The following is a 25,288-nucleotide window of genomic DNA, read 5'->3' on the forward strand; positions in this document are numbered from 1 at the left end:
GGGCAGGGGGCAAGCCGTGAAGCGGGGTGACGAACGCCGCTAGACAGGTTATCCGCGCGGCCATGATCAAGCATGCGCTCAACGTCACCCGCGAAGCGGACTTCGCCGCCTGGTACCAGGCCGTCATCTCGGAAGCCGATCTGGCCGAGGAATCGGGGGTGCGCGGCTGCATGATCATGCGGCCATGGGGCTATGGCATCTGGGAGCGCATCCAGCGCCTGCTCGACGACCGCATCAAGGGCGTCGGCTATGACAATGCCTATTTCCCGCTGTTCATCCCGCTGTCCTACTTCGAGAAGGAAGCCGAGCATGTCGACGGCTTCGCCAAGGAGATGGCGGTCGTCACGCATCACCGGCTGATCGGCGACGGCAAGGGCGGGCTGACCCCCGATCCCGAGGCGAAGCTCGAGGAGCCGCTGGTCGTGCGCCCGACGTCGGAGACGGTGATCGGTACGGCGTTCTCGCGCTGGGTTCAGTCGTGGCGCGACCTGCCGGTTCAGGTGAACCAGTGGGCGAACGTCGTGCGCTGGGAAATGCGCACGCGCATGTTCCTGCGCACCGCCGAATTCCTGTGGCAGGAGGCGCACGCTGCTTATGCCAGCGCCGAACAGGCGCGCGAGCAGACGATGGTGGGGCTAGAAGTCTATCGCAGCTTTGCCGAGGACGTCGCGGCGATGCCGGTGATCGCGGGCGAGAAGCCGGAGAATGAGCGCTTCCCCGGCGCGGTCTCGACCTTTTCGATCGAAGCGATGATGCAGGACGGCAAGGCGCTGCAGGCCGGCACCAGCCATTTCCTGGGCACCAATTTCGCGTCGGCGCAGAATATCCGCTTCCAGAATGCGAATGGCGAATTCGAGCTGGCCAACACGATCAGCTGGGGCATGTCGACCCGCATGATCGGCGGCATCATCATGGTGCACGGAGACGACGACGGCCTGCGCGTGCCACCGCGGCTGGCGCCGTGGCAGGTGGTGATCGTGCCGATGCTGCGCGACAGCGACGAGGATGCGCCGCTGCTCGACTATTGCGAGGCGTTGAAGGCCGAGCTGGTCAAGCAGAGTGCGTTCGGCGAGCCGGTGCGCGTGCTGCTCGACACCCGCGCCGCCAAGGCGGCGAACAAACGCTGGGGCTGGGTCAAGAAGGGCGCGCCGGTGGTGATCGAGGTCGGTGGCCGCGACATGGCGGGCGGCAATGTCTCGGTAATCCGCCGCGACCGGCTGTACCGCGAGGACGGCAAACTCGACAGCGCGATCCTGGCGCAGGGCGACTTCGTCGCGCAGGCGGCGGGGCTGCTGGAGGAGATCCAGACCGCGCTGCACACGCAGGCGCGTGCCAAGCTGGACGCCAACATCGTTCGCGGAGTGGAGAGCTTTGACGCGCTCAAGGCGCATTTCGAAGGCTCGGGGAAGTATCCGGGCTGGGTCGAGGTGCAATGGGCGAAGCCGAGTGGTGCGGAGCTGGATGCGGCGGTCGAGAAGATCAAGGCGCTCAAGCTCACCTTCCGCAACGTGCCGCTTGACGCTGTGCCCGCGGACGGGACCTGCATGTTCACCGGTCGTCCTGCCATCGAGCGGATTCTGGTCGCGCGCGCCTATTGAGGTCTAAGCGGATTGCCCCCGCGCGAGGCGGGGGCAACATTCGATCATTTGGCTCCGGCGCCCGGCTCGGACGTTTTGGGCGGTTTGCCGTCCTCGATCCGGCCTTCGTTGCGCAGGTCGCGGCCTTCCTGCGCGCGCTGCTGGGCTTCGGGCGATTTGCCGTGCTCGTTCAGCTCTTCCTTCACGAAGCCGGCGGCCTCCTTGAGCTTTCCTTCGACGCTCATGCGATTTCTCCTGATTGCCGTAAGTGACGGTAATCAAAGCGGTTGAGGCAAGGAAAGGGTCCGTGCGCTACCGGTCCGGCGCGATCAACTGAGATCCGCGTGCGACGGCAGCCGTTGAGCGCATGCCTTCCAGACGCTCGTCAAGGGAGCTGCCGGTCGCGTGTTACCGGCCGTGCCGTGAACGCCATTGCGGGCGCCAGATTCGTCATCGCATGCTCGGCAAGGGCGCGGGCCGTGGTGATTTTTCCGCCGAACACCGACAGCACCGGCGCGGCGCTTGAATCGAGCTCGAGCACATAATCGCGCGTAATCGTGCGCGCTTCGTCACGGCCATCGTCATAGAGCGCGCGGATGCCCGACCAGGTGGCGGTGATGTCGGCGGGCGCGATCTGCTGCCGGAAATAGCGGTTGGCGGCGGCGCAGAGATAGTCGATTTCGGCCGGGGTGATCCCGGCATCCTCGGGCCGCTCCACCGGCACGTCGGTGGTGCCGATCATCGTGCCGCCGCGCCATGGCGTCGCGAAGACCACGCGCCGGTCGGGCTGTTGCAGGATATAGGCGTGGTCGCCCTCCCATAGGGCAGGAACAACGATGTGGCTGCCCTTGATCAGCCGCAGGCCGCTGGCGGTGCGGATATGGATCGTGTCGAGAAAGGCCTTCACCCACGGCCCGGTGGCGTTGACGATGGCGCGGGCGTCGATCGTGCGACCGTCGCTAAATGAGACGGTCCAGCCGGTGCCGCTGCGTTCGGCGCCGGTGACGGCGATTCCGGTCTCGACCCTTGCGCCATTGGCGACCGCGTCGGCGGCGTTGGCGCGGACCAGCGCGGCGTCATCGACCTGTGCGTCCCAGTAGAGGAAGCCGCCGACATTCTGGGCGATCGGGGCGAGGCGGGGATCGTCGCGGCGCAGCGTGCGCGAGCGAGGCAGCGACGAGCCCAGGCCGAGCAGATCGTAGAGATAGAGGCCGGCGCGGACCATCCACCATGGGCGGACGCTGTGCGCATGCGGCAGGACGAACGGCATGGGGTGGATCAGGTGCGGCGCGGCGGCGAGCATCCGCTCGCGTTCGTGCAGCGCTTCACGCACCAGCCGGAACTCATAGGTTTCGAGATAGCGCAGGCCGCCATGGATCAGCTTGCTCGACGCCGATGAGGTATGCGCGGCGAGATCGTCCTTCTCGACCAGCAGGACCGAGAGGCCGAGCAGCGAAGCTTCGCGCGCAATGGCGCAGCCGTTGATGCCGCCGCCGGCGATGAGAAGGTCGTACGTCACTGCATCAGCCTATTCGGTTGGGAATCGGGCGCACAGCCCCTATATTGAGGGCCAATGGCAAAACAGAACAAAGCAAAGAAGCCTGCGCCCGGCATGCCGACGCGGCAACAGATTCTCGATTTCATCACATCCTCCGACACGCCCGCGGGCAAGCGCGAGATCGCGCGCGCCTTCGGGCTTTCGGGTCAGGAAAAGATCACGCTCAAGGCGCTGCTGCGCGACATGGCCGATGAAGGCCTGATCGACAGCGCGCCTGGCCGCGCCTTCCACAAAATGGGCGGCGTGCCCAAGGTGACCGTGCTGCGGGTGACGGACGCGGATGGCGATACCGTATGGGCAGTGCCCGAGCGCTGGGAGGCCGAGGGCGTCCCGGTGCCGCGGTTGCGCGTACGCGAGCGCGGCAAGCACAGTGCGCTGGCCGTCGGCGATCGCATCCTCGCGCGCACCGAAGAAGCCGGAAACGGCCTGATCGCGCATCCGATGAAGAAGCTCGCTCGCGGCGAGGAGGCGATGCTCGGCGTGGTCAAGGAGGAGGGCGGACGGCTCTATCTGCACGGTCTGGAGAAGAAGGAGCGCAACAGCTTCGTCATTTCCGAGCGCAACGGCGCCGAGCCGGGCGATCTGGTGATGGCGGACAAGAGCGGCAAAGGGCCGCGCATCTTTGCCAAGGTGACCGAAGTGCTGGGCGATCCGTTCGCGCCGCGCAGCTTCAGCCTGATCGCGATCCACAAACACAGCATCCCGAACGTGTTTTCGGAGGAACTGCTTCAGGAGGCGGAGCGGGTCGCGAAGCAGGATCTGGGCAAGGGTCGCGAGGATCTGCGCGACATCCCGATCGTCGCGATCGATCCGTCTGACGCCCGCGATCATGACGATGCAGTATGGGCGGCGCCCGACGACGACCCCAAGAACGAAGGCGGGTGGAAGGCGATCGTCGCGATCGCCGATGTCAGCTTCTATGTCCGCCCCGGATCGCTGCTCGACCGCGAGGCGCGGAAGCGGGGTAATTCGGTATACTTCCCCGACCGGGTCGTGCCGATGCTGCCCGAAATACTGTCGGCGGACGTTTGCTCGCTCAAGCAGAATGTCGATCGTGCGGCGCTCGCGTGCCACCTGCAGATCTCGGCCAGAGGCGAGATCACGGGCTGGCGTTTCACCCGCGCCGTGGTGCGGCTCGCGGCGAACATCGCCTATGAGGACGCGCAGGCGGCGATCGACGCAGCGGGCGAGAAGGTCGAAGTGGCTTCCTCTCCATGCGGGATGAGCGCGGAGGAACTGGCCGGGGTCGATCCCAAGCTGGTCGACAGCACGCTGCGCCCGCTTTGGGCATGCTGGCGCGCGCTCAATAAGGCGCGTGAGAAGCGCGAGCCGCTGGATTTGGATCTGCCCGAGCGGCGGATCATGCTCGACGAGAAGGGGCGCATCCTTTCGGTCGCGCCGCGCGAGCGGCTCGATGCGCACAAGCTGATCGAGGACTACATGATCGCCGCCAACGTCGCGGCGGCGAAGGCGCTGGAAGCGCGCAAGGCGCCGGTGATGTACCGCGTCCACGAGCCGCCGAGCCGCGAGAAACTGGCCGCGCTCAAGGAGTATCTCAAGACGCTCGAGGTCGAGTTCACGCTGGGGCAGGTGATCAAGCCGGCGACGTTCAACCATGTCATCGCGCGGGTGGGCGAGGCCGAGTTCCGCGAAGAGGTGATGATCCAGGTGCTGCGCACGCAGACCCAGGCCTATTATGGGCCGCAGAATGCGGGGCATTTTGGTCTTGCGCTGGGCAGCTACGCGCACTTCACCTCACCGATCCGGCGCTATGCCGATCTGGTGGTGCACCGCGCGCTGGTCGAATCGAACAAGCTGGGGCCGGGCGGCGAACTGCCCACCGATGCCGAGATGGCAAAGACAGGCGAGGTCATCAGCCAGCTCGAGCGGCGCGCGATGGAGGCTGAGCGCGAGACGGTCGACCGCTATGTCGCCGCCTATCTCTCGGCGCATGTCGGCGAGGTGATGGAGGCGCGGATCACCGGTGTGCAGAATTTCGGCTTCTTCGCGACGGTGGATGGCGTCGGCGGCGATGGCCTGGTGCCGGCGCGCGATCTGGGCCGTGAATATTTCCGCTACGACGAGGCGGCACAGAAGCTGGTCGGCGAGGAGACCGGTGAGGAATTTGCGCTGGGACAAAGGCTGTCGTTGCGGCTGGTCGAGGCCAATCCGGTGTCGGGCGCGTTGCGCTTTGAATTGCCCGACGGCAAGGGCAGCGGATCGGGTGAGGCCCGGCGCGGCGGACCACCCAAGCGGGTGATCAAGCACCGCGGACGCCCGGCAAACATCAGGCATCAAGGCAAGAAGCGCTAAGACTCTTCGTCACCCGGGACTTGCTCCGGGGACCGCGGTGCGGCTAGCGATGGAGAAGCGGCTGGCGCGCATCGCCTGTTTCGCGGTGGACCCCGGCACAGGGCCGGGGTGACGGGGGTGGTATGGCGGTTGAGTCGGTCGCGATTACCAGGATGGGACGGGCACGGCGAAGGCTGGTCGACCATTTCTGTGCGGCGCATGCGATCACGCCTTACGACACGATTCTCTATACACCGCCGGCCGAGCTCAAAGCGGCGTTTGACGGGCTGCTGGCCGAGCGGCTGATCCGTAAGGAGGGCCATGCCTATTACTGGCTCGACCTGCGTGCCTATGAGGCGGCGGTTGAGCGGAATCGGGGCAAGCTGGTGCCGGTAGCGATTGCCGTTTCGGTGCTGCTCGCGGTGGTCGCGATGCTGTTCTACGCCGGTTAGGCGACCCGGAACGTCAGCCCCGCATTGGCCTCGAGCCGGGCCTTGAGCGGCTCGGCCATCAGCGCGCCGGGGGTCCAGACGCCGCCCCCGCCATCGACATCCCGCAGCAGGCAGAGCGCGGCCTCCGCGATCATCTTGCTGGTTGAGCCATAGCCGGGGTCGCGGTCGCCGGTAACGGTCGCGGTCAGGCGCTCGCCCGACGGCATTTCGGCGATGAAGTCGATCTCGTAGAAGCCGGCCTCGCGCTCTTCCTTTGACGGGCCTTCGCCGGGAGCGGGCCCCTTGTCCGCGTTCATCGGGTTCATCTTTGCGATCGCATCGGCGGCGGCCTTGCCAAGATCGCCGAGGCCGGGCGCGACCATCATCTCATCATAGCGGAAGTCGCGGCCATAGGGGTGGTGAGCGAGGAAATTGGTGCGGTGGATATTCTTGGTGTTGATCACCGCCATCATGAACGGCGCGACCCACCCGCCGACCGCCTCGTCATATTCGGGCATGATCCCTTTGGGCTGATCGGGACCGGTGAAGCCGGGGGTCAGCGCGAAGGGATCGAGCAGTATCTTGAACACGGCGGGGTTCTTCGCCGCTGCGGCGGCGGTCGCCTTGCCGCTGGCGAAGGTGCCGCCCGAGAAGGTGCCCTGCATTTTCCGCACGCGGCCCTTCACGCGGGGGGCAGGTTCGCCGAACTTCGCCTTCGCCGCCTGCTGCACGGTCCACACGCCGAGGTCGAAGGGGATCGAGTCGAAGCCGCATGACAGGACGATGCGCGCGCCGCTCGCCTTCGCTGCGGTATCGTGCCGGGCGATGATGTCGTGCATCCAGTTGGGCTCGCCACACAGGTCGACATAGCCGGTGCCGGTCTCGACACAGGCGGCGACGAGATCGTTGCCGTAGAGCTGATAGGGGCCGACGGTCGAGATCACGACCTTCGCCCGCTCGGTCATTGCCCGGAGCGCGGACGGATCGTCGGCATTGGCGGCGATAAGCGGGGTGGAGGCGGGCGCGCCGATCGCGTCGCGGACCTGCTCAAGCTTGGTCAGCGAGCGGCCGGCCATCGCCCATTTGACGCTGCCGTCAGCATAGCGCTGCGCAAGATATTCGGCGACGAGACGGCCGGTGAAGCCGGTGGCGCCATAGACCACCAGATCGAGCTCGCGTGCCATCATTCCTCTCCCGCTATCGCCATACCGAAACCTCCAAAGGTCCCAAAGGTCACGCTCCTACACGCGCGAGTCCTCCAAACCCCGAAGCATACTGTAATCGCTAGCGGAGCAGACGCGCTCCAACATTGCAAGACCCGCTAGCGCTTGCGGCGGGCGATGGCATGGGCTTCTGCCTTGGACAGCAGCACGTCGAGATCCTCGCGGCTGATATCGAAGCTGTCGGGTAGTTCGGCGAGCGCACTGTCGATATCCTCGAGATGCAGACCCGCTGCCTGCGCGCTGGTGTCAGCCGGGATGGGGATGTGCGGGTAGCTGTGGCCCGAGATACGGTGGAAGATCATTCCGAGCGCGACCAGCGCGATCGAGTTGATCGCGACCGGAGCGAACGCAAAGGCATAGCCCGCGGCATGAATGCCCTGACTGCCGATCACTGCGGTGAGCGCCGCCGCGCCGCCCGGCGGGTGGAGGCAGCGGCACAGCGACATGACGAGGATCGCAAGCCCGACCGAAAGCCCCGCAGCGATCGTCGGCTCGGGAACGTGCTGGAACACCGCGACCCCGACCAGCGCCGAGATCGTGTTGCCGCCGATCATCGGCCATGGCTGGGCCAGCGGGCTGGCGGGGACGGCGAAGATCAGGACGGCCGAAGCGCCCATCGGCGCGACGATCAGCGGCAGATCCGACGCTTCGAGCGGAAACTGGGCGCAGATGAACACGGTCAGCGCAAGACAGATCGCCGCGCCGATACACGCGACGATGCGGTCGGGCAGCCGCGCGCCGGCAAGGATCGGGCGAAAGAAGCGAAATGGCATGTGGAGCGCTTTGCTACAGAGAAGAGATACGGGGGAGTAGAAGATTCTTTGGGTGCGTGAAGCTGGTGAATACTCCGATCCGGCGATTGCGCTCTTGAAACGACCGGATCAGCCCCCGACTATTGGCAGCATCATTTCAGGGAGTGCGGACGTGTCGTTCGGTGGGTCGCCAGATCTGGCGCAGTTTCGCGTTCAGCGCCATTTCGCCGATCATCGGGCCGTCGCGCCTGGCGATGCGATCGAATATGTCCCGTCGGGCCCGGTGGAGCGCCGCGCCTTTGACCGTCTGCTCGCTTCGGGGGTGATCCGGCAGACGGCGCCCGCCCAATATTGGTTCGACCTCGACCGCATGGGCCGGAGCCGGGAGCGCAAGCGCAACCCGAAGCGGGTGGCGATGATCCTGCTGGGGATCATCCTCGCCGCTCTGGCCTATATGCTCTATCGCGGCTAGCGGACGCCTTGCGGGCGCGAGGCGAGGCCCCTAAATTCAATTTGTTAGTGCAGGAGTATGTGGCGTGAACGACCGGATGAACAAAGCGATCCGTTTTGCAACATCCGTTCTTCAGGGTTCCCATGTCCGCACTTCTCACCTTCGACTCCGTTTCCGCACGCACGCCTGATCACCGGCTGCTGTTCGAGGGGCTGACCCTCGCGCTGACGCGTGAGCGGGTCGGACTCGTCGGCCGCAACGGCAGCGGCAAATCGACATTGTTGCGCATCGCCGCGGGCGACAGCGGTGCGGCGTCGGGCGCGGTCCACCGCACCGGATCGGTCCGGATGCTGGCGCAGGACTGGCCGCCCGGCCTGACGCTGGCACAGGCATTGGGCGTCAGCGAGGCGCTGGAGCGGCTCGAGCGCGTGCTGGAAGGATATGGCGATGCCGCCGATCTGGAGGCGGCGGACTGGACGCTGGACGCGCGTGTCGCGGAAGCGCTGGCCGAGGCCGGGCTGGCCGGAATGGCACTCGACCGGCAGATCGGATCGCTGTCGGGTGGCGAGCGGATGCGCGCGGGGATCGCGCGGGTGCTGATTGAGAAGCCCGACCTGTTGCTGCTCGACGAACCGACCAACAATCTCGACGCCGCCGGGCGCGCGGCGATCGACGACCTGATCCGCGGCTGGCGCGGCGGGGTGCTGATTGCGAGCCACGACCGCGAACTGCTCGAGGCGATGGATCGCATCGTTGAGCTGACTCCGATTGGGGTGCGCATCGTCGGCGGCGGATGGTCGGCGTTCGCCGCGCAACGCGATGCCGAGCTGGATCGCGCTGCGAGCGAGCTCGAACAGTCGGAGACTGCGCTGCGCGGCGTCGAGCGCAATGTGCAGCGACAGCGCGAAGGCAAGGTGCAACGCGACAAGGCGGGACGCGCCTTTGCCGCGCGCCGGTCGGAACCCAAGATCCTGCTGGGGAGGCAAGCCGAGCGTGCGGAGAATAGCGGTGCGCGGGCGAATGTGCTGGGCGAACGGCTGGTTGGCGAGGCGGCGGCGAAGGCCGAGGCGGCGCGCGCGCGGGTCGAGGTGCTGACCCCGCTGACGATCGCGATCCCGCCGAGCGGCCTTCCCAGCGGCGCGCAGCTGCTGGCGCTCGACGCGGTCTGTATCGAGCGCGGCGGGCGCATGCTGGGGCCATGGACGCTCAACCTGCGCGGGCCGGAGCGAATCGCGGTGACCGGGGCGAACGGCACAGGCAAGACGACCCTGCTCGCCCTTGCGGCGGGGAGTGTCGCGCCGTCGCGCGGGAGCGTGCGCCGGATCGAGGGGCGGGTCGCGATGCTCGACCAGCATGTCGCGCTGCTCGATCCAGAAGCCAGCATCCTCGCCAATTTCCGGCGGCTTAACCCCGATCTGAACGAACAGGACGCGCATGCCGCGTGCGCGCGTTTTGCGTTTCGCAACCGCGATGCGTTGAAGCTGGTCGGCACGCTGTCGGGTGGCGAGCGGCTGCGCGCGGGGCTGGCGTGCACGCTGGCGGGCGGGACACCGCCCTGGCTGCTGATCCTCGACGAGCCGACCAATCACCTCGACATCGATTCGATCGCGCTGCTGGAGGCGGCGCTGCAGGCGTATGACGGGGCGCTGATGGCGGTGAGCCACGACCGAGCGTTCCTGGATGCGATCGGGATCGAGCGCGAGTTCAGCGTGTAGGGCTGGTCTCAAGAGCAGAATCCAGATTGATATAAAGATATCTTTATGTCTTTATATCAATCTGGATTCTGCGACGGAGGCGAGGGTGATTCAGGTGGTGGAGTTTCGTTCGCCGGATGCGGCGATGCTGGAGCAGTTGCTGCCGGTGGCGCGGCGAATCTTCACCGCGACCTTTGCCGGCAACTATGACGCGGCGGCGTTTGAGCGGTTCTGCGACGTGACCTATTCGCCGGGCGGCGCGATGTCGCGCGACTTCGGTGTGCCAGAGGTGCGGTGGCAGGTGGCGATCGTCGACGGTCAGCCGATCGGATATGCCAAGCTGACGCCGCTGCGCGCGCCCGCGCCCGATGCTGTCCCCGGCGCGCTGGAGCTGCAGCAAATCTATGTGCTGGCGGACTGGCACGGCTCGGGCGTCGCCGAGCGGCTGATGCAATGGGGACTGGCGGAAGCCCGCGCGTCCGGTGCGCCGGAAGTCTATCTGACCGTCTTCGACCACAACGAGCGCGCCAAGCGCTTCTACACCCGTCACGGGTTCGAAGAGGTCGGCAACTGCACCTTCCAGCTTGGCGACCGGATCGACGATGACCGTATCTGGCGGCGGCGACTCTAGCTCCGTACCGCGCGCAGCAGGCGGCCAGGTCGGGCGACGCGCTCGCCCTTCTCGAACGCGGCCTGACCGTTGACCATGACAAGGTCGAAGCCCTGCGCGCGTGCGAAGGGATCGACATAGGTCGAGCGGGCATGGACCCCGGCCGGATCGAACAGGATCAGGTCGGCCTTGGCGCCGGGGCGGATCGTGCCGCGGTCGGGCAGGCGCAGGATGCGGGCGGGGAAGCTTGTGGCCTTGCGCACGGCTTCCTCGATCGCGATGCGCTTGTTCTTCACGACATAGTCCTCGATCAGCTTGGCATAGGTGCCGGTCGCGCGCGGGTGGCGCATGCCGGGGCCGCCGTCGGTGGAGATCGCGACCAGCGGATCAAGCAGCAGCACATCCTGCAGCGCCTGATCCATCGTGAAATGCGCGCCCGATCCGCCATTGGGGCCGAGCTGGATCAGGAAATCGGGGAAGGCGAGGCCGGCTTCCTGTGAAGCCTGAGCAACGGTCTTTCCGGCATATTTGCCGGTGCCGAGCAACAGCATCTCCGGCCCGCCGCGGCGGATCATGCGCTTTTCGAGATAGTCGCGCAGCTCTGCGCGGCGGGTGGCGAGGACGGCGGCGTAATCGGTTGGCGGCAGCGCCCATTGCGGGAACAGGATCGCGATGCCGGTAAAGCCGGCATTATAGGGATAGGCGTCGGCGGTGAGGTCGATTCCGGCTCGGCGTTTGGCGGCGAGGAAGTCGAGGAGCTGGCGCGCCCGGGCCTCGCCTTTGCCGAAGACGACTTTCAGGTGGGAGATGTGCGGGCGTGCCGGGCCGGCCGAGACGATCAGCTCGTCGATCGACGCTTCGATCTCGTCGTCATTCTCCGATCGCATATGGCTCATCACGACCCCGTCATGGCGCGCGACGACGCGGCCGAGTGCGGTCAGCTCAGGGGTCTCGGAATAGATGCCGGGGACGTATTCGAGACCGTAGGTCAGGCCGAAGGCGCCCGCGCGCAGCTCGGCGTCGAGCTGGGCCTCGAGCCGGGCAAGGCCGGCGGCATCCGGGCGGCGGACGGAGTCGGGGATTTTCGCGGCGCGGCGCAACGTGCCGTGGCTGGCGAGCGTGACGACGTTGATATCGAGCGGCGAGCGGTCGGCGGCGCGCATCCAGCCGCGCAGGTCGAGGTCACCCTTGATCCGCGGGCCGCCGCCGTCGACGCCGAGTGTGATCGTGGTGACGCCCATGGCAAGGAAACCGTCGAAGGAATCGGTCAGCGGGTCGCCATGGGTGTGGGTGTCGATGAAGCCGGGGGCGAGCACGCGACCCTCGCCCGCGATGACGCGTGCGGCGGTAACGCGCGCGCGGGTGGCGGGCGCGGAGATCGCGGCAACGCGGTCGCCGGTGACGAGGACGTCAGCGAGGCGCGGGGTCGCGCCGGTGCCGTCGACGAGGGTGACTTCGCGGAACAGCGTGGCGGGAGCGGTCGCGGCCGATGCGGCGCGGAGGGCGACGCTACTTGCGAGTGCGCCGCCGATGAGCTGCCGCCGCGACAGATGCTGGTTCATGGATATCCCCGCCAAAACTTGACGGAGACTAGGCGGGGGAAAAGCTTCCCGGCAACGCGCGAGAGGTTCTGAGCCTATAGACTGAGGTTAGGGCGCGTCGTTGAACTGGAGCGAGGCGAGCTTGGCGTAGAGGCCACCCTGCGCGACCAGTTCGGCATGCGTGCCGGTTTCGACGATGCGGCCCTCGTCCATCACGATGATGCGCTTCGCGGCGCGGACGGTTGCGAGGCGGTGGGCGATGACGAGGGTGGTGCGGCCCTGCATGAGATGCTCGAGCGCGTCCTGTACCAGCCGTTCGCTCTCCGCATCGAGTGCGCTGGTCGCTTCGTCGAGCAGCAGGATCGGCGCATCGCGCAGCAGTGCGCGGGCAATGGCGAGGCGCTGGCGCTGGCCGCCCGACAGGCGTGCGCCATCCTCACCAAGGAAGGTTTCGAGACCTTCGGGGAGTTCGCGCAGGAACTCGGCGGCGTTGGCGGCCTCGGCGGCTTGCCAGATCTGTTCTTCCGTGGCGTCCCAGCGACCGTAGCGCAGATTGTCGCGCGCGGTCGCGGCGAACATCACCGTCTCCTGCGGAACCATCGCCATGCGCGCGCGGACCTCGCCCGGATCGGCGGAGCGGACCGGGACGCCGTCGACACGGACTTCGCCGCCCTCGGGGTCGTAGAAACGCTGGACCAGCTGGAACAGGGTCGACTTGCCGGCGCCTGAGGGGCCTACGACCGCTACGGTTTCGCCCGGTGCGACCGAAAGGGTGAACTGGTGGAGCGCCGAGACTTCGGGGCGGGTGGGGTAGCGGAAGGTGACGTTCTCGAACTCGATCGCGCCCAGCGGCGGGACGGGCAGCGGCACCGGGTTGGCTGGGGCGGCGATGTCCGGCTCCTGCGCGAGCAGTTCGGCGAGGCGGCTGGCGGCGCCCGAGGCGCGGAGCAGGTCGCCATAGACTTCGGTCAGCGCGCCGAATGCGCCGGTGACGAGGCCCGCGGTGATGACGAAGGCGGTGATCGAGCCGCCTGAGATCCGCCCCTCGGCCACGCCATAGACCGCGTCCCACATGATGAGGGTGATCGCGGTGAACAGCGCGAAGATGACGAGCGCAGTCATCACCGCGCGGGTAGCGAAGCGCTTGCGCGCGGTGGCGAAGCCGGCATCGACCGCAGTCTGGAAGCGCTCGCCCTCGCGCTTTTCCTGCCCAAAGGCCTGAACGATACGCATCGCGCCGAGCGTTTCCGACGCGATTGCGCCGATATCGGCGACGCGATCCTGGCTGGTGCGCGAGAAGCGGCGTACCTTGCCGCCGAGCCACATGATCGGCAGCACGATCACCGGGATACCGACGATCAGATAGGCGGCGATCTTGGGCGCCAGCACGAAGAGATAGGCGGTGCCGCCGATCGCGATCAGCAGGTTGCGCAGTGCGACCGAAACAGTGGTGCCGACGATCTGCTCGACCACAGCGGTGTCGGCGGTGAGGCGGCTGGCGATTTCCGACGGGCGGTTCTCCTCGAACCATTTCGGCGGAAGTCGCAGAAGGTTGCGGTGGACCGCGGCGCGCAGGTCGGCAACGGTGCGCTCGCCCAGCCACGACACGAAGTAGAAGCGCATCGCGGTCGCGAAGGCGAGCACGACGACGACCAGCAGCAACCCCTGGAAATAGGCGCCGATCTGCGACGGGTCGGCGCCGGGGCCGAAGCCCTTGTCGACCACTTCCTTGAAGGTGCGCGGGATCCACAATGTGGCGCCCGCCGCAAGGACCAGCGCGACGATCGCGAGGCCAAGCTGGAGTGGGTAGCGGGTCGCATAGTGCCACACGATCCGCAGGCTGGTCAGCTTGCGGGGTGCCGGAGGAGTCGCGGGCTTCTGGTCAGGCTCGGCCATGGGTGGCGACTAGCGCCAAGCCGCGCCAATGGGAACCGATTAGAGTGATCGAAAGTTCGGTATGTTATGCACATTGCACCGCAGCAAGCCGGCGTTATAACCCCCTGCCACCGTTGTCAGACGGAATGCGTGGGGCGGGGACTGTAACGACCGATGTTGTACGATGCTTACGAGATGCAGCGCTCCATGCTCGCGGGCGCGAGCGCGCTGGCCAATTTCAGCGCCGGGCTGCTGAACAATCCTGCAAATCCCTTTGCTTATTTCGGCGGCGGGCCGATCCTGGCGTCCGCGCTGGAGGTGTTCGCCCACGCCGCCGCGCCGCGCGGCAAGCCCGATTTCGGACTGGATTTCACGACGATCGACGGCAAGCGAATCGCGGTCCATGAAGAGATCGTGCTGCGCAAGCCGTTCGGCCAGCTCAAGCGCTTTGTCCGTGAAGGCGTCGAGGGCGGCCCCAAGCTGCTGATCGTCGCGCCGATGAGCGGCCATTTCGCGACGCTGCTGCGCGGCACGGTCGAGCGGATGCTTCCGAGCGCGGACGTCTACATCACCGATTGGCGCGACGCGCGGCAGGTGCCGCAGGCTGACGGGCGCTTCGATCTCGACGACTATGTCGACTATGTGGTCGAATTCCTGCAGACGATCGGGGCGGAAGGGGACGCGCGCGCGCATGTCCTCGCGGTGTGCCAGCCCTCGGTGCCAGTCTATGCCGCGACCGCGCTGATGAACGCCGACAAGCATCCCAACCGTCCGCGCACGCTGACGATGATGGGCGGGCCGATCGACACGCGCGAGGCGCCGACCGCGGTCAACACGCTGGCGACCGAGCGCCCGCACGCCTGGTTCGCGCAGAACGTCATCGCGACGGTGCCGGCAACCTATCCGGGCGCCGGACGGCGGGTCTATCCCGGCTTCCTGCAGCTTGCCGGATTCATGACGATGAATCTGGGCAGCCACATGAATTCGCACTGGGAGATGTTCAAGCATCTGGTGAAGGGCGATGGTGAAAGCGCTGATTCGACGATGGCCTTTTATGAGGAATATCGCTCGGTCTGCGACATGACCGCCGAATTCTACCTTCAGACCATCGATGTCGTGTTTCAGGCGCATTCGCTGCCCAAGGGCGAGATGATGCATCGCGGGCGCCGGGTCGATCCCGCCGCGATCACCGACACCGCATTGCTGGCCGTCGAGGGCGAGCGTGACGACATTTCGGGCCTGGGTCAGACCAAGGCCGCGCTGACGATTGCGACCAATCTGCCCGCCAGGATGAAGAAATATCATATGGCGCCTGCGGTGGGCCATTACGGCATCTTCAATGGCAGCAAGTGGCGCACGAAGATCGCGCCGGTGCTGGAAGAGTGGATCGCCAAGCACAGTGTCTGAGGGACGCGGGGTGGGCGAAGCCGCGCATCCCGGATCCTGCCATTGCGGCGCGGTCCGCTTCACGCTGCTGAGCGATCCGGTTGAACTCACGACCTGCGACTGCTCGCTCTGCATCAAGCGCAACGCGGTGATGACCAAGGTGCCGCAGGCCGACCTGCGGATTGACGCAGGCGCCGAGCATCTGACGCTGTATGAGTGGAATACCCGCCGGGCGAAGCACTATTCCTGTGGCCGCTGCGGCATCTATGTCTTTCATCGCAAGCGCGCGGCGCCGGACCATTTCGGGGTCAATGTCTTCTGCCTCGACGGCTTCGATCGGTCACGGCTGCCGGTCCGCGCGACCGAAGGCGAGAGCATGACCGTCGAATGCGCCGATCCGCGCCCCGAATGGCCGGGGCCGCGGGCTCAGTCATAGCCGAGCATCACGAATTCATAGGTGAGCAGGGCAATCAGCGCCCAGATCGCGATGACGATGGCGATGCCCCATTTGCTCACCGGGCGCGCGGCGGCGGCTTCCGCGGTGGCGCGATGCTCGGCGAGCACGGCGGGCGGGACGAGGCGAGCGAACAGCCACACCCCCGCCGGGATCAGGATCGCGTCGTCGAGCAACCCAAGCACCGGGATGAAGTCGGGGATCAGGTCGATCGGCGAGAGCGCATAGGCGGCAATGAGCAGCCCCACCAGCTTGGCGAAGAGCGGTGTGCGCGGATCGCGTGCGGCGAGCCAGACGGTGTGCGATTCGACGCGGATGCGATGCGCGAGTGACTGACCCATGACCCGTGCTTCGCCCCCGGCGCCGCGCGGGTCAAGCACGGCGTCGGCACGGACGACTGCGGTTGCCTCCTGCCGTCAGGTCGGGGCGTGGCACACGAATTCGACCAGCCGGTCGTCGGGGTCGCGCAGATAGCCGGCATAGTAATTAGGATGGATATGCGGGGCGAGCGCGGGTTCGCGGTCGAGCGTGAATCCCGCGTCGCGTCCGATCGCGTAGATCGCGTCGACCGCGGATCGGTCGGGCGCGTTGAACGCGTAATGGACCTGCGCCGATGCCTCGCCCTCGACCAGAAAGAAGTCGAGTGACTTGCCGTCACCGAATCCCTTGGCAGCGCCATCCACCGTGAGCTGATAGCCAAGCGGGGCAAGCAGCGTTGTGTAGAAATGCAGTGTGCGGGGGAGGTCGGGGGTCTTGATCTCGAGATGGTCGAGCAATGCTTGTCTCCTTGCGTGGTGACATGCAGATAATGGCCACTGCCCGCGCAGGATGGGCATTCTGAAACCAAATTTGACTGATATCGATCAGAAATTAGAGAATCTTGACTGGAAACGATCATGGCCATTGATCTCGACCCTGCCGACCGCAAATTGCTGGCGCTGCTTCAGGTGGACGGCAGCATCGCGATCAACGCGCTGGCGGATGAGGCGGGGCTTTCCCCGGCTTCGGTGCAGCGGCGGTTGCGGCGGCTGCGCGAGAACGGGGTGATCGCGCGCGAGATCGCGGTGGTCGATCCGGTGGCGGTCGGGATGGGCATGAGCTTCGTCATCATGGTCGAACTCGAGCGCGAGCGGATCGATCAACTCGACGCGTTCCGCCGCAAGGTGTCGCGCGAGCCGCATGTCCAGCAATGCTATTATGTGACGGGGGAGGCCGATTTCGTGCTGATCTGCGTGACGCGCGACATGGTCGAATTCGAGGAACTGACGCGGCGGCTGTTCTTTGGCGACGAGAATGTCCGGCGCTTTCGAACATCGGTGGTGATGGGGCGGACCAAAGTGGGCCTGACGCTGCCGATCGAGTGATTTCCGGAGGCTCGAACTCGGGTGGATCGGGGAATCGCATACAGCCACATCCGATCCATTGACTGGGGTGATGATATAATATATCATCGAGTCGAGTCACCAAGGAGAGAGCATATGAACGCGTTTGTGGCAACCCTGCTGCTCGCCGGTACCGCGATGGCGACCCCGGTTTCGGCGCAGACCGCATCGCCCTCGCCGCTGCTGGGCAACTGGGCGCTCGACGTCACACGGTTGGAAATACCGGCTGATCACAGGCCCAAGGGCGTCACGGTCACCTACAAGGATGCGGGCGGCGGCAAATGGGATGCCCATGTCGAGATCCTTGCGCCGGACGGGTCGAAGCGCAGCTCGACCGGCACCTACATCTTTGACGGCACGCCGATCCCGGTGACGGGTGAAATCTATGCCGACATTGCGGTGGTGAAGCGGCCTGAGCCCAATGTGATGGTCCTTCAGCTCGCCAAGGGCAAGGAGCCGGTTTCGACACGGGTGTATAGCGTATCGGCCGATGGCTCGACGATGACCGAGACGACGGCCTACTTCACCAAGGAAGGCAAGCCGGTGCTGCGGACGAGCTACTTCAAGCGCGTCAACTAACCGCCAACCAGCCGACATCGCCGTGAAGCTGCGCGTTTCGTGCCACGGGAGCGACGTGCCTGGCGACTTCTGACAGGGAGAAATCGAATGCGCGCAACCATGTTGCCCGCGCTGCTGCTGGTGTGCGCCAGCTTTGCGGCCGCGGCGGACGCGATGCAGGCGCGGGTGGTGTTCGGGGATCTGCAGCTCGACAGCCGCGAGGGGCGGGCGGTGCTGCGCCAGCGGGTGACCGAGGCGGCGCAGCGCTACTGTGCGCTCTACGGCGCGGAGATGACGCCCTACGCGTCGCGCGCCGACCCCTATTATTGCCCGGACATGACGCGGTCGTGGATCGTCGGCGAGATGCGGCCGCAGGTGCGGCGCGCCTATTTCCTCGCGCGGCGCGAGGCTGGGGTGAAGGGACGCGCGCCCTAGCTTTCCGGGTTCCTCCCCGGAGGAGAGAGGGGCCACCGCGACTCGGTGGTGGAGGGGGTGCCGCCCCGATCCGACCGGCTTGGGCGTGGGAAATCCCCACTCCACGGCCATGCCGGTCCCCTCGGCCTGCGCGCTATCGGACGCTTGCGGATGGTTTGCTGCGATATTTAGCCACGAACGCGGTCAGTGCGGGATCGTCGATCTTGTCGAGTGCGATCGCGTCGATCAGCGTCTTCTCCGAAAGCGGACCCTTGCGGGCGAAGAAGAGGTAGAGGTTTCCGGGCTCGCTGGGGCTGGTGTCACCGAAGCTCAGGATACCGCACATGGTCATCGAGCGCTGGACGCGGAACGATGCCGTCGACCGCTGGCCCCTGAACCAGTCGATCGGCCTGTAATAGGCGGGGGCCGGCGCGGCGCGTGCCCCGGTCGGCCGATAGGTGGTCGAGATGCGGTTGCGCGCGGCCGTATCGCGCGCGATGAAAATGAGATCGGCGCCGCGTAGCCCTTCGGCCTGTCGCATGCGCGCCGACTCGAGTTCCCGCTTGTAGTCCAGCTCGCCGATCCTGGCCGCATAGGCTTCGGTGCTTTCGCCTGACAGGCGCGGCGGCGTCGGGACCCTGGCGCAGGCCCAAGCCTGAGGCGAGGCGAGAGCCGCAACACTCAGCGCGACCGCCGGCCCGATCCTCATGGCCATCACGACCCTCCAAAAGCCTCTCGATCTCGCATGATGATGCATTATTACATCACCATAACAATTGCCAGAATGAGAAGGGCCGACGGATTGCTCCGCCGGCCCTTCGCTTGTTCAGTCGAACAGACTCAGAGGACTTCGAACAGTCCCGCCGCGCCCATGCCACCACCGACGCACATCGTCACGACGACATACTTCGCCCCGCGGCGCTTGCCCTCGATCAGCGCGTGGCCGGTGCAGCGTGCGCCGGTCATGCCATAGGGGTGGCCGATCGAGATCGAGCCGCCATTGACGTTGAGCAGTTCGTTGGGGATGCCGAGCTTGTCGCGGCAATAGAGGACCTGCACCGCGAACGCTTCATTGAGCTCCCACAGGCCGATATCGTCCATCTTGAGGTTGAAGCGCTCGAGCAAAGCCGGGATCGCAAAGACCGGTCCGATGCCCATTTCGTCGGGCTTGGTGCCGGCGACCGCCATGCCGACATAACGGCCGAGCGGGGTGAGGCCGCGCTTCTCGGCGACCTTCTCTTCCATCAGTACCGAGGAGGACGAACCGTCGGAGAGCTGGCTGGCATTGCCCGCGGTGATGACGCCGTTCGGTACCACCGGCTGGAGCGCGCGCAGACCCTCGATCGTGGTGTCGGCGCGGTTGCCCTCATCCCTGGTAAGGGTCACTTCCTTCTGGGTGACTTCCTTGGTCTCCTTGTTGACGACGTTCATCGTCGCGGTGACCGGGATGATCTCGTCGTCGAACTTGCCCGCGGCCTGAGCGGCGGCGGTGCGCTGCTGCGACTGGAGGCCGTATTCGTCCTGTACCTCGCGGCTGATGTTGTAGCGCGCGGCGACGACCTCGGCGGTCTGGAGCATCGGCATATAGACGTCGTTGTGCATCGCCAGCAGCTCGGGATCGGCGGCGATGCGCATCTGCGGGGTCTGGACGAGGCTGATGCTCTCGACGCCGCCGCCGATGGTGATGTCCATATTGTCGACGATGATCTGCTTGGCGGCGGTGGCGATCGCCATCAGGCCGCTGGCGCACTGGCGGTCGATCGACATGCCCGCGACGCTGACCGGCAGGCCCGCGCGCAGCAGTGCCTGGCGGGCGATGTTGCCGGCCTGATGTCCCTGCTGGAGCGCGGCGCCGAAGACGACGTCCTGCACTTCGCCACCCTCGATCCCGGCGCGCTGGACGGCGGCCTCGATCGATTTCGCGGCGAGCGTCTGGGCCGGAAGCGCGTTGAACGCGCCGCGATAGGCGCGTCCGATCGGAGTGCGGGCGGTGGAGACGATGACGGCGGAACGCATGGGGTGGCTATCCTTTTCTTATGATCGTTAGACGAAAATCTGGCTGATCCATTCGGCGATCATCGCGGGCTTGGTCTCGCCCTCGATCTCGACGGTGAACTCGACGGTCTGCTGCCACTGGCCGGGACGCTTCTCGGCCAGCTCAAGCGTTTTGAAACGGCCGCGCACGCGCTTGCCCGAGCGGACGGGGGTCAGGAAGCGGACTTTGTTGCCGCCGTAATTGACGCCCATCTTCACCCCTTCGATCCGCGGCTGCGGGGTGAGCGAGTTGAGTAACGGCATCAGCGAGAGCGTCAGGAATCCGTGCGCGATGGTGCCGCCGAACGGGGTCATCGCGGCTGCCGCGGGATCGACATGGATGAACTGGTGATCGCCGGTCGCCTCGGCGAACTTGTCGATCATCGCTTGAGTCACTTCGACCCAGCCGGACACGCGCTCCTCGCCCGTGCGGGCGGCGAGTTGCTGGATCGTTACGGTCTCCGCATCGGCCATGTCGGCTCCTGTTGGCATCCTTGCGCGGCATGTAGGCGCAACTTGACGTGCACGGCAAGGGGGTCCCTACTGCAAACGCGAAAACAGGAGCTTACGTAACGTAAATCTGCGTGATTGAGTCCAAACCGTATCTTCTAAAAACTCTAGGCCGAGTCGTTTTCGGTGGGGCGGGAAGCCTTTGGCCGCCGCTCGCCCTCGGGCCAGGGGTAGATCAGCGTGCCGTCGGGCGCGGCGGTGTAGGCGGTCTGGGTGGGGTAGGGGATGGTGATCTTCTCGGCCGCGAACTTGCGCAGGATGCCGATCATCACGCGGTCTCGTGTGGCGTGCGCGGTGTCCCAGTCGTTGCCGCGCAGGTCGAATTCGAGCAGCAGGTCGACCGCGCTGGCGCTGAAGGCGTTGTAGCTGGCGCGGGCGACGGTCGCCCCGGCCGCCTCGACGATCTCGCGCAGCATCGCCGGGATGCGTTCGAGCGTCTCGGGCGGGGTCTCATAGGCGATCCCGATCGGCAGGCTGATGCGGATATGATCGCGCAGGCTGGTGTTCTGGATTTCCTTGTCCAGCAGCTGCTTGTTGGCGATGATCCGCTCTTCGCCGGTGAAAGCGCGGATGCGGGTGGACTTGAGGCCGATCGCCTCGATCGTGCCCTTGGTCTGGTCATAGGCGATGCTGTCGCCACGGCGGAACGGCTTGTCGAAGATGATCGCGAGCGCGGCGAACAGGTCGGCGAAGATGCCCTGCGCGGCAAGGCCGATGGCGATGCCGCCGACCCCGAGACCGGCAACCAGGCCAGTGACGTTGACCCCGAGATTGTCGAGCACCACGACGAAGGCGATCGCAAACAGCGCGAAGGTGACGAGCAGGCGGATCAGGCCGAGTGCCGAGAGCAGCGCCTCGCCCTGATAACCGTCGCTCTCGGTACGCTTCTCGATCGCACCGAGGATCAGCTCGCGCGCCCAGATCGCGGCCTGGAACACCGCGGCGAGGGTGAAGAGGAAGTTGATCGTCTTCCAGATCATCTCGGGCGGATTGGCGTAGCCGCTGACCAGCTTGGCGGCGACCATGATGATGAAGAAATGGCCAGTCTTGGCGACGGTGCGGCCGAGGATCGTGCCCCAGCCGGCCGGGCCGACCGACTTCTCGCACAGCTTCATCCCCCAACGGCGCAGCAGGTGCAGCACGACCACGATCAGCGCGGCGATGCCGGCGGCGATCAGGATCTGCAGCCAATGGCTCTGGATCCAGGCGATCCCGTCGGCGAAGAAGGCACGCGCCTGCGCCTCGACGAGCTCGCCCTTGTCGACGGCGGCCTTCTGCGCCGTGGCTGCGGTGTTGCTGACAGTCATTGAAATCCTTCAGGCGGCTTTGGCGGCAATGCCGGCGCTTTCGAGAAAGGCGATCAGCCCGCGTTCGGCGCGGCTGAGATAGCGCGTCGCGCGGGGCAGGGCGAGAGCATCGCGAAACGCCTGCTGCGCATCGCGATCCTTGGCGAGATCGATCAACTGGGGGTGGACATAGGATTTGCGGGCGATGGCCGGGGTGTTGCCGAGTACCTGAGTCACCGGTTCGAGCATCGTGTTGAGGCCGATAGGGCCGTCTGCGTCGGCCAGCGCCGCGAACGCGATCACGCTGGCTCCCCAGGTGCGGAAATGCTTGGCAGTGAAATCGTCGCCCATCGCGTCGCGGATATAGTCGTTGACGTCGGTCGAGGTCACCGGACGCGCCTCGCCCGCGTCGTCGAGCCAGCCGAACAGATGCTGGCCGGGCAGGTCCTGGCAGCGCTTGACGAAATTGCGCAGGCTGGCGTCGGTAAGGGTCAGCGTGCGCAGCTTGCCCGATTTGGCGCGATACTGGAGCCGGAGCGCGCCGCCGGCGAGCTTGGCATGGCGCTTGCGCAGCGTGGTGGCCCCGAAGCTCTTGTTCGCTTTGGCATAGCCCTCATTCCCCACGCGGACATGGCCGTGGTCGAGCAGGCGGACCACCGCCGCGACGGCGCGCTCCTTCGACAGCGATCGCTTGCGCAGATCGGCTTCGATCCGGGCTCGGAGTTTGGGAAGCAGGTGACCGAAACCAGCGCAACGATCGTATTTCGCGGCCTCCTGTGCGGCCCGGAATTCGGGGTGGTAGCGATATTGCTTGCGGCCGCGATCATCGATGCCGGTCGCCTGAAGGTGGCCATTGGGATGGGGGCAGTACCAGCCATCGGTATAGGCCGGGGGCAGGCCGACGGCGTTCAGCCGGTCGATTTCGTCGCGGTCGGCGATGCGCTTGCCGTCGGCATCCCAATAGCCCCAGCCATGCCGCATCTTGCGCCGCGTAATGCCCGGCCGGCTGTCGTCGCAATATCGCAGGCCGCGCTTCATGTGCTTGAAAATGCACGTCCCGGCGCATCGTTCCGAAGCGGGACAGGGTGTTCCGCTCCAATTAGGGGCGCGGTCATCTCTGTTCGGGCATAACGCCGCGAAACCATCGGAGTCGCTCCATGCGCATCGCCATTGCCATCGCCGCCCTGCTTGCCACCACCGCCCCTGCGCTGCCGCAAGACCGGAGTGGGCCGTTCACCGTGCAGGAGAGCGGGCGCGGCTATGCCTCGCTGCAGGAAGCCGTCTCGGCGATCGGCGAAGGGCGCGGGACGATCCGCATCGCGCCGGGCCGCTATAGCGACTGCGCGGTGCAAGAGGCTGGCGAGATCAATTTCGTCTCCGAAGTGCCGGGCAAGGCGATCTTCGACCGCGCGATCTGCGAGGGCAAGGCGACGCTTGTGCTGCGCGGGCGCGGGGCGAAGGTCGACGGCATCGTGTTCATGCGGACGCTGGTCGAGGACGGCAACGGCGCGGGCATCCGGCTCGAGACCGGCGACCTTCACGTCACCAACGCGATGTTCATCGACGGCCAGTGCGGCATCCTGAGCGCGAGTTTTCCGCAGGGGAAGATCACGATCGAGCGCTCGACCTTCGCGGGCCTCGGCAAGGACCCGACGGGTAATGGCGCGCACGCGCTGTATATCGGCGACTATGGCAGCCTGCGCATTGTCCAGTCGCGGTTCGAGCGCGGGACGGGCGGGCATTATGTGAAGGTGCGTGCGCCGCGGATCGAGATCCTCGATTCGAGCTTCGATGACAGTCAGGGCCGCAACACCAATTACTCGATCGACATCTCGAACGGCGCGACCGGGCGGATCGCGGGCAATTCGTTCGAGCAGGGGCCGAACAAGGACAATTACTCGACGATGATCGCGGTGGCGCCGGAAGGGGCCAAGCACAGCTCGGGCGGGCTGGTGATCGAGAACAACAAGGCGTGGCTCTCGCCCGCATTCAAGGAGCGGACGACGTTCGTCGGCAACTGGTCGCGCGATGCGGTGGTTCTGCGGGGCAACGAACTCGCCGACCGGATCGCGCCGATCGCGCAGCGTTAGGGTTCGTTATCGGATAGCGGAGCCGGAACCGAAAAGCCGGACTATTCGGCAAGTGACGCTATTGCAGTCGTTCATAATTGCTGGAATCGCTCAGGCGAGAGAAAGCCTCGAAGGACAATGGATGCGACTATCTTGGCGGTTCGCGGCAGCTGGTATCATGCTCGGTGGCTTGGCTGGGATGATGCCTGTTCCCGATACCCAAAGCGATGTCGCCAGGGTCGAGACGATCATCGCTCGCAGCAAACTCACGCAAACGACATACGCGGTCTATTTTTGGAACAGGATACAGCGTCCGGGAGAGAAAGCAGTTGAGGAATGGTCTGCGGAGTTTCACTCGGGCAGCCTTCACAGGGGCGAGACGCCGCGTGATCGCCTGATCGCGGATTGCGCCGCACGGACTGGAGTTTATCTGTCCCTGACCACTGGAAAGCTAATCACCGGCCCTCAGGTTGCCGGCGTCGCATGTGGAATCAGTACGAATCAGAAGTTTCTGGCATTGGAGTCACTGGGGCGCATCAAAACTCATTTGGCCGATGCAGATCGTGTTCGCATTACGGATTCCGAACTCGTCAGGACATACGATATTTCCGACGATGGGATCATCTTGCGCACTATCTTCGAAACAAACGAGGCCAAGCGCCAAGTCGTACTCGAGAACGAAGCTGTCGAAATTGCCCGTAGCCTTCCAGAATCGAATATGTTCGATGAAGCGTCACTGTCGACGAGCTTCGTGCCGGAGAAGTTCAAGGTAGCTCCCGGCGCGATTCGATGAGCCGTCGAAACCGGGCTGGCTTATAAAGCGTCACCTGCCCGGGTTTACGGTGGAGATGAGCTGGCGGCGGATGCCGGAAACGACCGGCGTTACAGCCCCATGCCGCCGGCGACGTTGAGTTCGACCTGGCTGTCGAAGCCGGCGATCAGCGGACGGCCCCTGGCGATCGCGGCCTGAACGGCGGGGAGCTGGAGCGAGGCCTTGTGGCTCTCCGCGCGGTCCCAAACCTCGGTGATCCAGATCGCGTCGGGCTCCTTCACGTCCTCGGCGACGATATAGGCCTTGCAGCCGGGCATCGCGTCGGTGCCCTCGAGCAGGATCGCGATCAGTTCGGCCCGCTTGCCGGGTTGCGCACGCATCTTGCCGAGCAGTCCGTACATGCCGTTCCTCTCCGTCGC

27 protein-coding genes are annotated in these 25,288 nt (G+C 65.8%); 13 read left to right on the plus strand and 14 right to left on the minus strand.

The features are described from left to right. Window positions 1-62: 62 nt before the first annotated feature. Entirely contained in the window at window positions 63-1,598 is a 1,536-nt protein-coding gene (locus tag AC07NK_RS06530) for an aminoacyl--tRNA ligase-related protein (protein WP_495169776.1), read from the plus strand. Between the two features lie 44 nt (window positions 1,599-1,642). Here the strand turns inward: AC07NK_RS06530 and AC07NK_RS06535 are convergent, their stop codons facing one another. Next, window positions 1,643-1,822, minus strand: a complete 180-nt coding sequence (locus AC07NK_RS06535; protein WP_495169777.1) for a hypothetical protein — start codon at window positions 1,820-1,822, stop codon at window positions 1,643-1,645. A 140-nt stretch (window positions 1,823-1,962) separates the two neighbouring features. Further along, window positions 1,963-3,096 carry a glycerol-3-phosphate dehydrogenase gene (glpD, locus tag AC07NK_RS06540; RefSeq protein WP_495169778.1) on the minus strand — a complete coding sequence of 378 codons (1,134 nt, stop codon included), beginning with the start codon at window positions 3,094-3,096 and terminating at the stop codon, window positions 1,963-1,965. Between the two features lie 54 nt (window positions 3,097-3,150). On the opposite strand from glpD, the gene rnr reads away from it, so the two are divergent. Then, window positions 3,151-5,448: a ribonuclease R gene (gene rnr / locus AC07NK_RS06545; protein ID WP_495169779.1), complete on the plus strand. Its 2,298-nt coding sequence runs from the start codon at window positions 3,151-3,153 to the stop codon at window positions 5,446-5,448. A gap of 122 nt (window positions 5,449-5,570) precedes the next feature. Beyond that, on the plus strand, window positions 5,571-5,879 hold the full coding sequence (locus tag AC07NK_RS06550; RefSeq protein ID WP_495169780.1) for a hypothetical protein: 309 nt from the start codon (window positions 5,571-5,573) through the stop codon (window positions 5,877-5,879). Here the strand turns inward: AC07NK_RS06550 and AC07NK_RS06555 are convergent. Together AC07NK_RS06555 and AC07NK_RS06560 are read right to left on the minus strand one after the other, a co-directional pair. Then, complete coding sequence (locus tag AC07NK_RS06555; RefSeq protein ID WP_495169781.1) at window positions 5,876-7,042, minus strand: saccharopine dehydrogenase family protein; 1,167 nt, start codon at window positions 7,040-7,042, stop codon at window positions 5,876-5,878. The two genes, AC07NK_RS06550 and AC07NK_RS06555, sit on opposite strands and share 4 nt — an antisense overlap. Window positions 7,043-7,179: 137 nt before the next feature. Continuing rightward, window positions 7,180-7,854 (minus strand): HPP family protein, encoded by a 675-nt coding sequence (locus tag AC07NK_RS06560; protein ID WP_495169782.1) that lies wholly within the window; start codon window positions 7,852-7,854, stop codon window positions 7,180-7,182. A 151-nt stretch (window positions 7,855-8,005) separates the two neighbouring features. Here AC07NK_RS06560 and AC07NK_RS06565 point away from each other — a divergent pair, with 151 nt between their 5' ends. The 3 genes from AC07NK_RS06565 (at window position 8,006) to AC07NK_RS06575 (ending at window position 10,609) form a co-directional block, all read left to right on the plus strand. Next, window positions 8,006-8,305 (plus strand): hypothetical protein, encoded by a 300-nt coding sequence (locus AC07NK_RS06565; RefSeq protein ID WP_495169783.1) that lies wholly within the window; start codon window positions 8,006-8,008, stop codon window positions 8,303-8,305. A gap of 122 nt (window positions 8,306-8,427) precedes the next feature. Further along, on the plus strand, window positions 8,428-9,999 hold the full coding sequence (locus tag AC07NK_RS06570) for an ABC-F family ATP-binding cassette domain-containing protein (RefSeq protein ID WP_495169784.1): 1,572 nt from the start codon (window positions 8,428-8,430) through the stop codon (window positions 9,997-9,999). An 85-nt stretch (window positions 10,000-10,084) separates the two neighbouring features. Then, a complete protein-coding gene (locus AC07NK_RS06575; protein WP_495169785.1) occupies window positions 10,085-10,609 on the plus strand; it encodes a GNAT family N-acetyltransferase in 525 nt (174 codons plus the stop codon). On the opposite strand, the gene AC07NK_RS06580 is transcribed toward AC07NK_RS06575, so the two are convergent. Together AC07NK_RS06580 and AC07NK_RS06585 are read right to left on the minus strand one after the other, a co-directional pair. After that, window positions 10,606-12,150 (minus strand): N-acyl-D-amino-acid deacylase family protein, encoded by a 1,545-nt coding sequence (locus tag AC07NK_RS06580; RefSeq protein WP_495169786.1) that lies wholly within the window; start codon window positions 12,148-12,150, stop codon window positions 10,606-10,608. The genes AC07NK_RS06575 and AC07NK_RS06580 overlap by 4 nt on opposite strands. Before the next feature lie 87 nt (window positions 12,151-12,237). Beyond that, window positions 12,238-14,025, minus strand: coding sequence for an ABC transporter transmembrane domain-containing protein (locus tag AC07NK_RS06585; protein ID WP_495169787.1), 1,788 nt, complete (start codon window positions 14,023-14,025; stop codon window positions 12,238-12,240). Between the two features lie 153 nt (window positions 14,026-14,178). Here AC07NK_RS06585 and AC07NK_RS06590 point away from each other — a divergent pair, with 153 nt between their 5' ends. Further along, window positions 14,179-15,411, plus strand: coding sequence for a polyhydroxyalkanoate depolymerase (locus AC07NK_RS06590; RefSeq protein WP_495169788.1), 1,233 nt, complete (start codon window positions 14,179-14,181; stop codon window positions 15,409-15,411). Beyond that, the gene (locus AC07NK_RS06595; protein ID WP_495169789.1) at window positions 15,404-15,826 is read left to right on the plus strand and encodes a GFA family protein; all 423 of its coding nucleotides are present in this window, start codon (window positions 15,404-15,406) and stop codon (window positions 15,824-15,826) included. Before AC07NK_RS06590 ends, AC07NK_RS06595 begins: the two co-directional genes overlap by 8 nt. Here AC07NK_RS06595 and AC07NK_RS06600 read toward each other — a convergent pair. Together AC07NK_RS06600 and AC07NK_RS06605 are read right to left on the minus strand one after the other, a co-directional pair. Continuing rightward, window positions 15,817-16,185, minus strand: a complete 369-nt coding sequence (locus tag AC07NK_RS06600; protein ID WP_495169790.1) for a YkvA family protein — start codon at window positions 16,183-16,185, stop codon at window positions 15,817-15,819. The genes AC07NK_RS06595 and AC07NK_RS06600 overlap by 10 nt on opposite strands. A gap of 75 nt (window positions 16,186-16,260) precedes the next feature. Continuing rightward, window positions 16,261-16,620, minus strand: a complete 360-nt coding sequence (locus AC07NK_RS06605) for a VOC family protein (protein WP_495169791.1) — start codon at window positions 16,618-16,620, stop codon at window positions 16,261-16,263. A 120-nt stretch (window positions 16,621-16,740) separates the two neighbouring features. Here AC07NK_RS06605 and AC07NK_RS06610 point away from each other — a divergent pair, with 120 nt between their 5' ends. From AC07NK_RS06610 to AC07NK_RS06620, 3 genes are all read left to right on the plus strand, one after another. Then, window positions 16,741-17,208: an Lrp/AsnC family transcriptional regulator gene (locus tag AC07NK_RS06610; protein ID WP_495169792.1), complete on the plus strand. Its 468-nt coding sequence runs from the start codon at window positions 16,741-16,743 to the stop codon at window positions 17,206-17,208. A 114-nt stretch (window positions 17,209-17,322) separates the two neighbouring features. Beyond that, window positions 17,323-17,805, plus strand: coding sequence for a hypothetical protein (locus tag AC07NK_RS06615; protein WP_495169793.1), 483 nt, complete (start codon window positions 17,323-17,325; stop codon window positions 17,803-17,805). 87 nt (window positions 17,806-17,892) lie between these two features. Next, entirely contained in the window at window positions 17,893-18,219 is a 327-nt protein-coding gene (locus AC07NK_RS06620; RefSeq protein ID WP_495169794.1) for a UrcA family protein, read from the plus strand. Window positions 18,220-18,352: 133 nt separating this feature from the next. Here the strand turns inward: AC07NK_RS06620 and AC07NK_RS06625 are convergent, their stop codons facing one another. The 5 genes from AC07NK_RS06625 to AC07NK_RS06645 form a co-directional block, all read right to left on the minus strand. Next, window positions 18,353-18,913, minus strand: a complete 561-nt coding sequence (locus tag AC07NK_RS06625; protein ID WP_495169795.1) for a hypothetical protein — start codon at window positions 18,911-18,913, stop codon at window positions 18,353-18,355. A 125-nt stretch (window positions 18,914-19,038) separates the two neighbouring features. Further along, a complete protein-coding gene (locus AC07NK_RS06630; protein WP_495169796.1) occupies window positions 19,039-20,214 on the minus strand; it encodes an acetyl-CoA C-acyltransferase in 1,176 nt (391 codons plus the stop codon). Between the two features lie 27 nt (window positions 20,215-20,241). Continuing rightward, entirely contained in the window at window positions 20,242-20,706 is a 465-nt protein-coding gene (locus tag AC07NK_RS06635) for a MaoC family dehydratase (protein ID WP_495169797.1), read from the minus strand. 143 nt (window positions 20,707-20,849) lie between these two features. Further along, a complete protein-coding gene (locus AC07NK_RS06640; protein ID WP_495169798.1) occupies window positions 20,850-22,049 on the minus strand; it encodes a mechanosensitive ion channel family protein in 1,200 nt (399 codons plus the stop codon). A gap of 9 nt (window positions 22,050-22,058) precedes the next feature. Further along, window positions 22,059-23,066, minus strand: coding sequence for a DNA topoisomerase IB (locus AC07NK_RS06645; RefSeq protein ID WP_495169799.1), 1,008 nt, complete (start codon window positions 23,064-23,066; stop codon window positions 22,059-22,061). Window positions 23,067-23,185: 119 nt separating this feature from the next. Here AC07NK_RS06645 and AC07NK_RS06650 point away from each other — a divergent pair, with 119 nt between their 5' ends. Both AC07NK_RS06650 and AC07NK_RS06655 read left to right on the plus strand, forming a co-directional pair. After that, on the plus strand, window positions 23,186-24,118 hold the full coding sequence (locus tag AC07NK_RS06650) for a right-handed parallel beta-helix repeat-containing protein (protein WP_495169800.1): 933 nt from the start codon (window positions 23,186-23,188) through the stop codon (window positions 24,116-24,118). A 52-nt stretch (window positions 24,119-24,170) separates the two neighbouring features. Further along, window positions 24,171-24,890 carry a hypothetical protein gene (locus tag AC07NK_RS06655; protein WP_495169801.1) on the plus strand — a complete coding sequence of 240 codons (720 nt, stop codon included), beginning with the start codon at window positions 24,171-24,173 and terminating at the stop codon, window positions 24,888-24,890. 89 nt (window positions 24,891-24,979) lie between these two features. Here AC07NK_RS06655 and AC07NK_RS06660 read toward each other — a convergent pair whose 3' ends face one another. Further along, complete coding sequence (locus AC07NK_RS06660) at window positions 24,980-25,270, minus strand: putative quinol monooxygenase (RefSeq protein ID WP_495169802.1); 291 nt, start codon at window positions 25,268-25,270, stop codon at window positions 24,980-24,982. Window positions 25,271-25,288 lie beyond the last annotated feature (18 nt).

The sequence above is a fragment of the Sphingomonas sp. GW821-FHT09B04 genome (assembly GCF_059418285.1).

Bases quoted from the DNA above. Each gene is read 5' to 3' on its own strand.
- AC07NK_RS06530 (WP_495169776.1), top strand. From the start codon at position 63: ATGATCAAGCATGCGCTCAACGTCACCCGCGAAGCGGACTTCGCCGCC.
- AC07NK_RS06535 (WP_495169777.1), bottom strand. From the start codon at position 1,822: ATGAGCGTCGAAGGAAAGCTCAAGGAGGCCGCCGGCTTCGTGAAGGAA.
- rnr (WP_495169779.1), top strand. From the start codon at position 3,151: ATGGCAAAACAGAACAAAGCAAAGAAGCCTGCGCCCGGCATGCCGACG.
- AC07NK_RS06550 (WP_495169780.1), top strand. From the start codon at position 5,571: ATGGCGGTTGAGTCGGTCGCGATTACCAGGATGGGACGGGCACGGCGA.
- AC07NK_RS06555 (WP_495169781.1), bottom strand. From the start codon at position 7,042: ATGGCACGCGAGCTCGATCTGGTGGTCTATGGCGCCACCGGCTTCACC.
- AC07NK_RS06560 (WP_495169782.1), bottom strand. From the start codon at position 7,854: ATGCCATTTCGCTTCTTTCGCCCGATCCTTGCCGGCGCGCGGCTGCCC.
- AC07NK_RS06570 (WP_495169784.1), top strand. From the start codon at position 8,428: ATGTCCGCACTTCTCACCTTCGACTCCGTTTCCGCACGCACGCCTGAT.
- AC07NK_RS06580 (WP_495169786.1), bottom strand. From the start codon at position 12,150: ATGAACCAGCATCTGTCGCGGCGGCAGCTCATCGGCGGCGCACTCGCA.
- AC07NK_RS06585 (WP_495169787.1), bottom strand. From the start codon at position 14,025: ATGGCCGAGCCTGACCAGAAGCCCGCGACTCCTCCGGCACCCCGCAAG.
- AC07NK_RS06590 (WP_495169788.1), top strand. From the start codon at position 14,179: ATGTTGTACGATGCTTACGAGATGCAGCGCTCCATGCTCGCGGGCGCG.
- AC07NK_RS06600 (WP_495169790.1), bottom strand. From the start codon at position 16,185: ATGGGTCAGTCACTCGCGCATCGCATCCGCGTCGAATCGCACACCGTC.
- AC07NK_RS06610 (WP_495169792.1), top strand. From the start codon at position 16,741: ATGGCCATTGATCTCGACCCTGCCGACCGCAAATTGCTGGCGCTGCTT.
- AC07NK_RS06615 (WP_495169793.1), top strand. From the start codon at position 17,323: ATGAACGCGTTTGTGGCAACCCTGCTGCTCGCCGGTACCGCGATGGCG.
- AC07NK_RS06620 (WP_495169794.1), top strand. From the start codon at position 17,893: ATGCGCGCAACCATGTTGCCCGCGCTGCTGCTGGTGTGCGCCAGCTTT.
- AC07NK_RS06625 (WP_495169795.1), bottom strand. From the start codon at position 18,913: ATGGCCATGAGGATCGGGCCGGCGGTCGCGCTGAGTGTTGCGGCTCTC.
- AC07NK_RS06630 (WP_495169796.1), bottom strand. From the start codon at position 20,214: ATGCGTTCCGCCGTCATCGTCTCCACCGCCCGCACTCCGATCGGACGC.
- AC07NK_RS06635 (WP_495169797.1), bottom strand. From the start codon at position 20,706: ATGGCCGATGCGGAGACCGTAACGATCCAGCAACTCGCCGCCCGCACG.
- AC07NK_RS06640 (WP_495169798.1), bottom strand. From the start codon at position 22,049: ATGACTGTCAGCAACACCGCAGCCACGGCGCAGAAGGCCGCCGTCGAC.
- AC07NK_RS06645 (WP_495169799.1), bottom strand. From the start codon at position 23,066: ATGAAGCGCGGCCTGCGATATTGCGACGACAGCCGGCCGGGCATTACG.
- AC07NK_RS06650 (WP_495169800.1), top strand. From the start codon at position 23,186: ATGCGCATCGCCATTGCCATCGCCGCCCTGCTTGCCACCACCGCCCCT.
- AC07NK_RS06660 (WP_495169802.1), bottom strand. From the start codon at position 25,270: ATGTACGGACTGCTCGGCAAGATGCGTGCGCAACCCGGCAAGCGGGCC.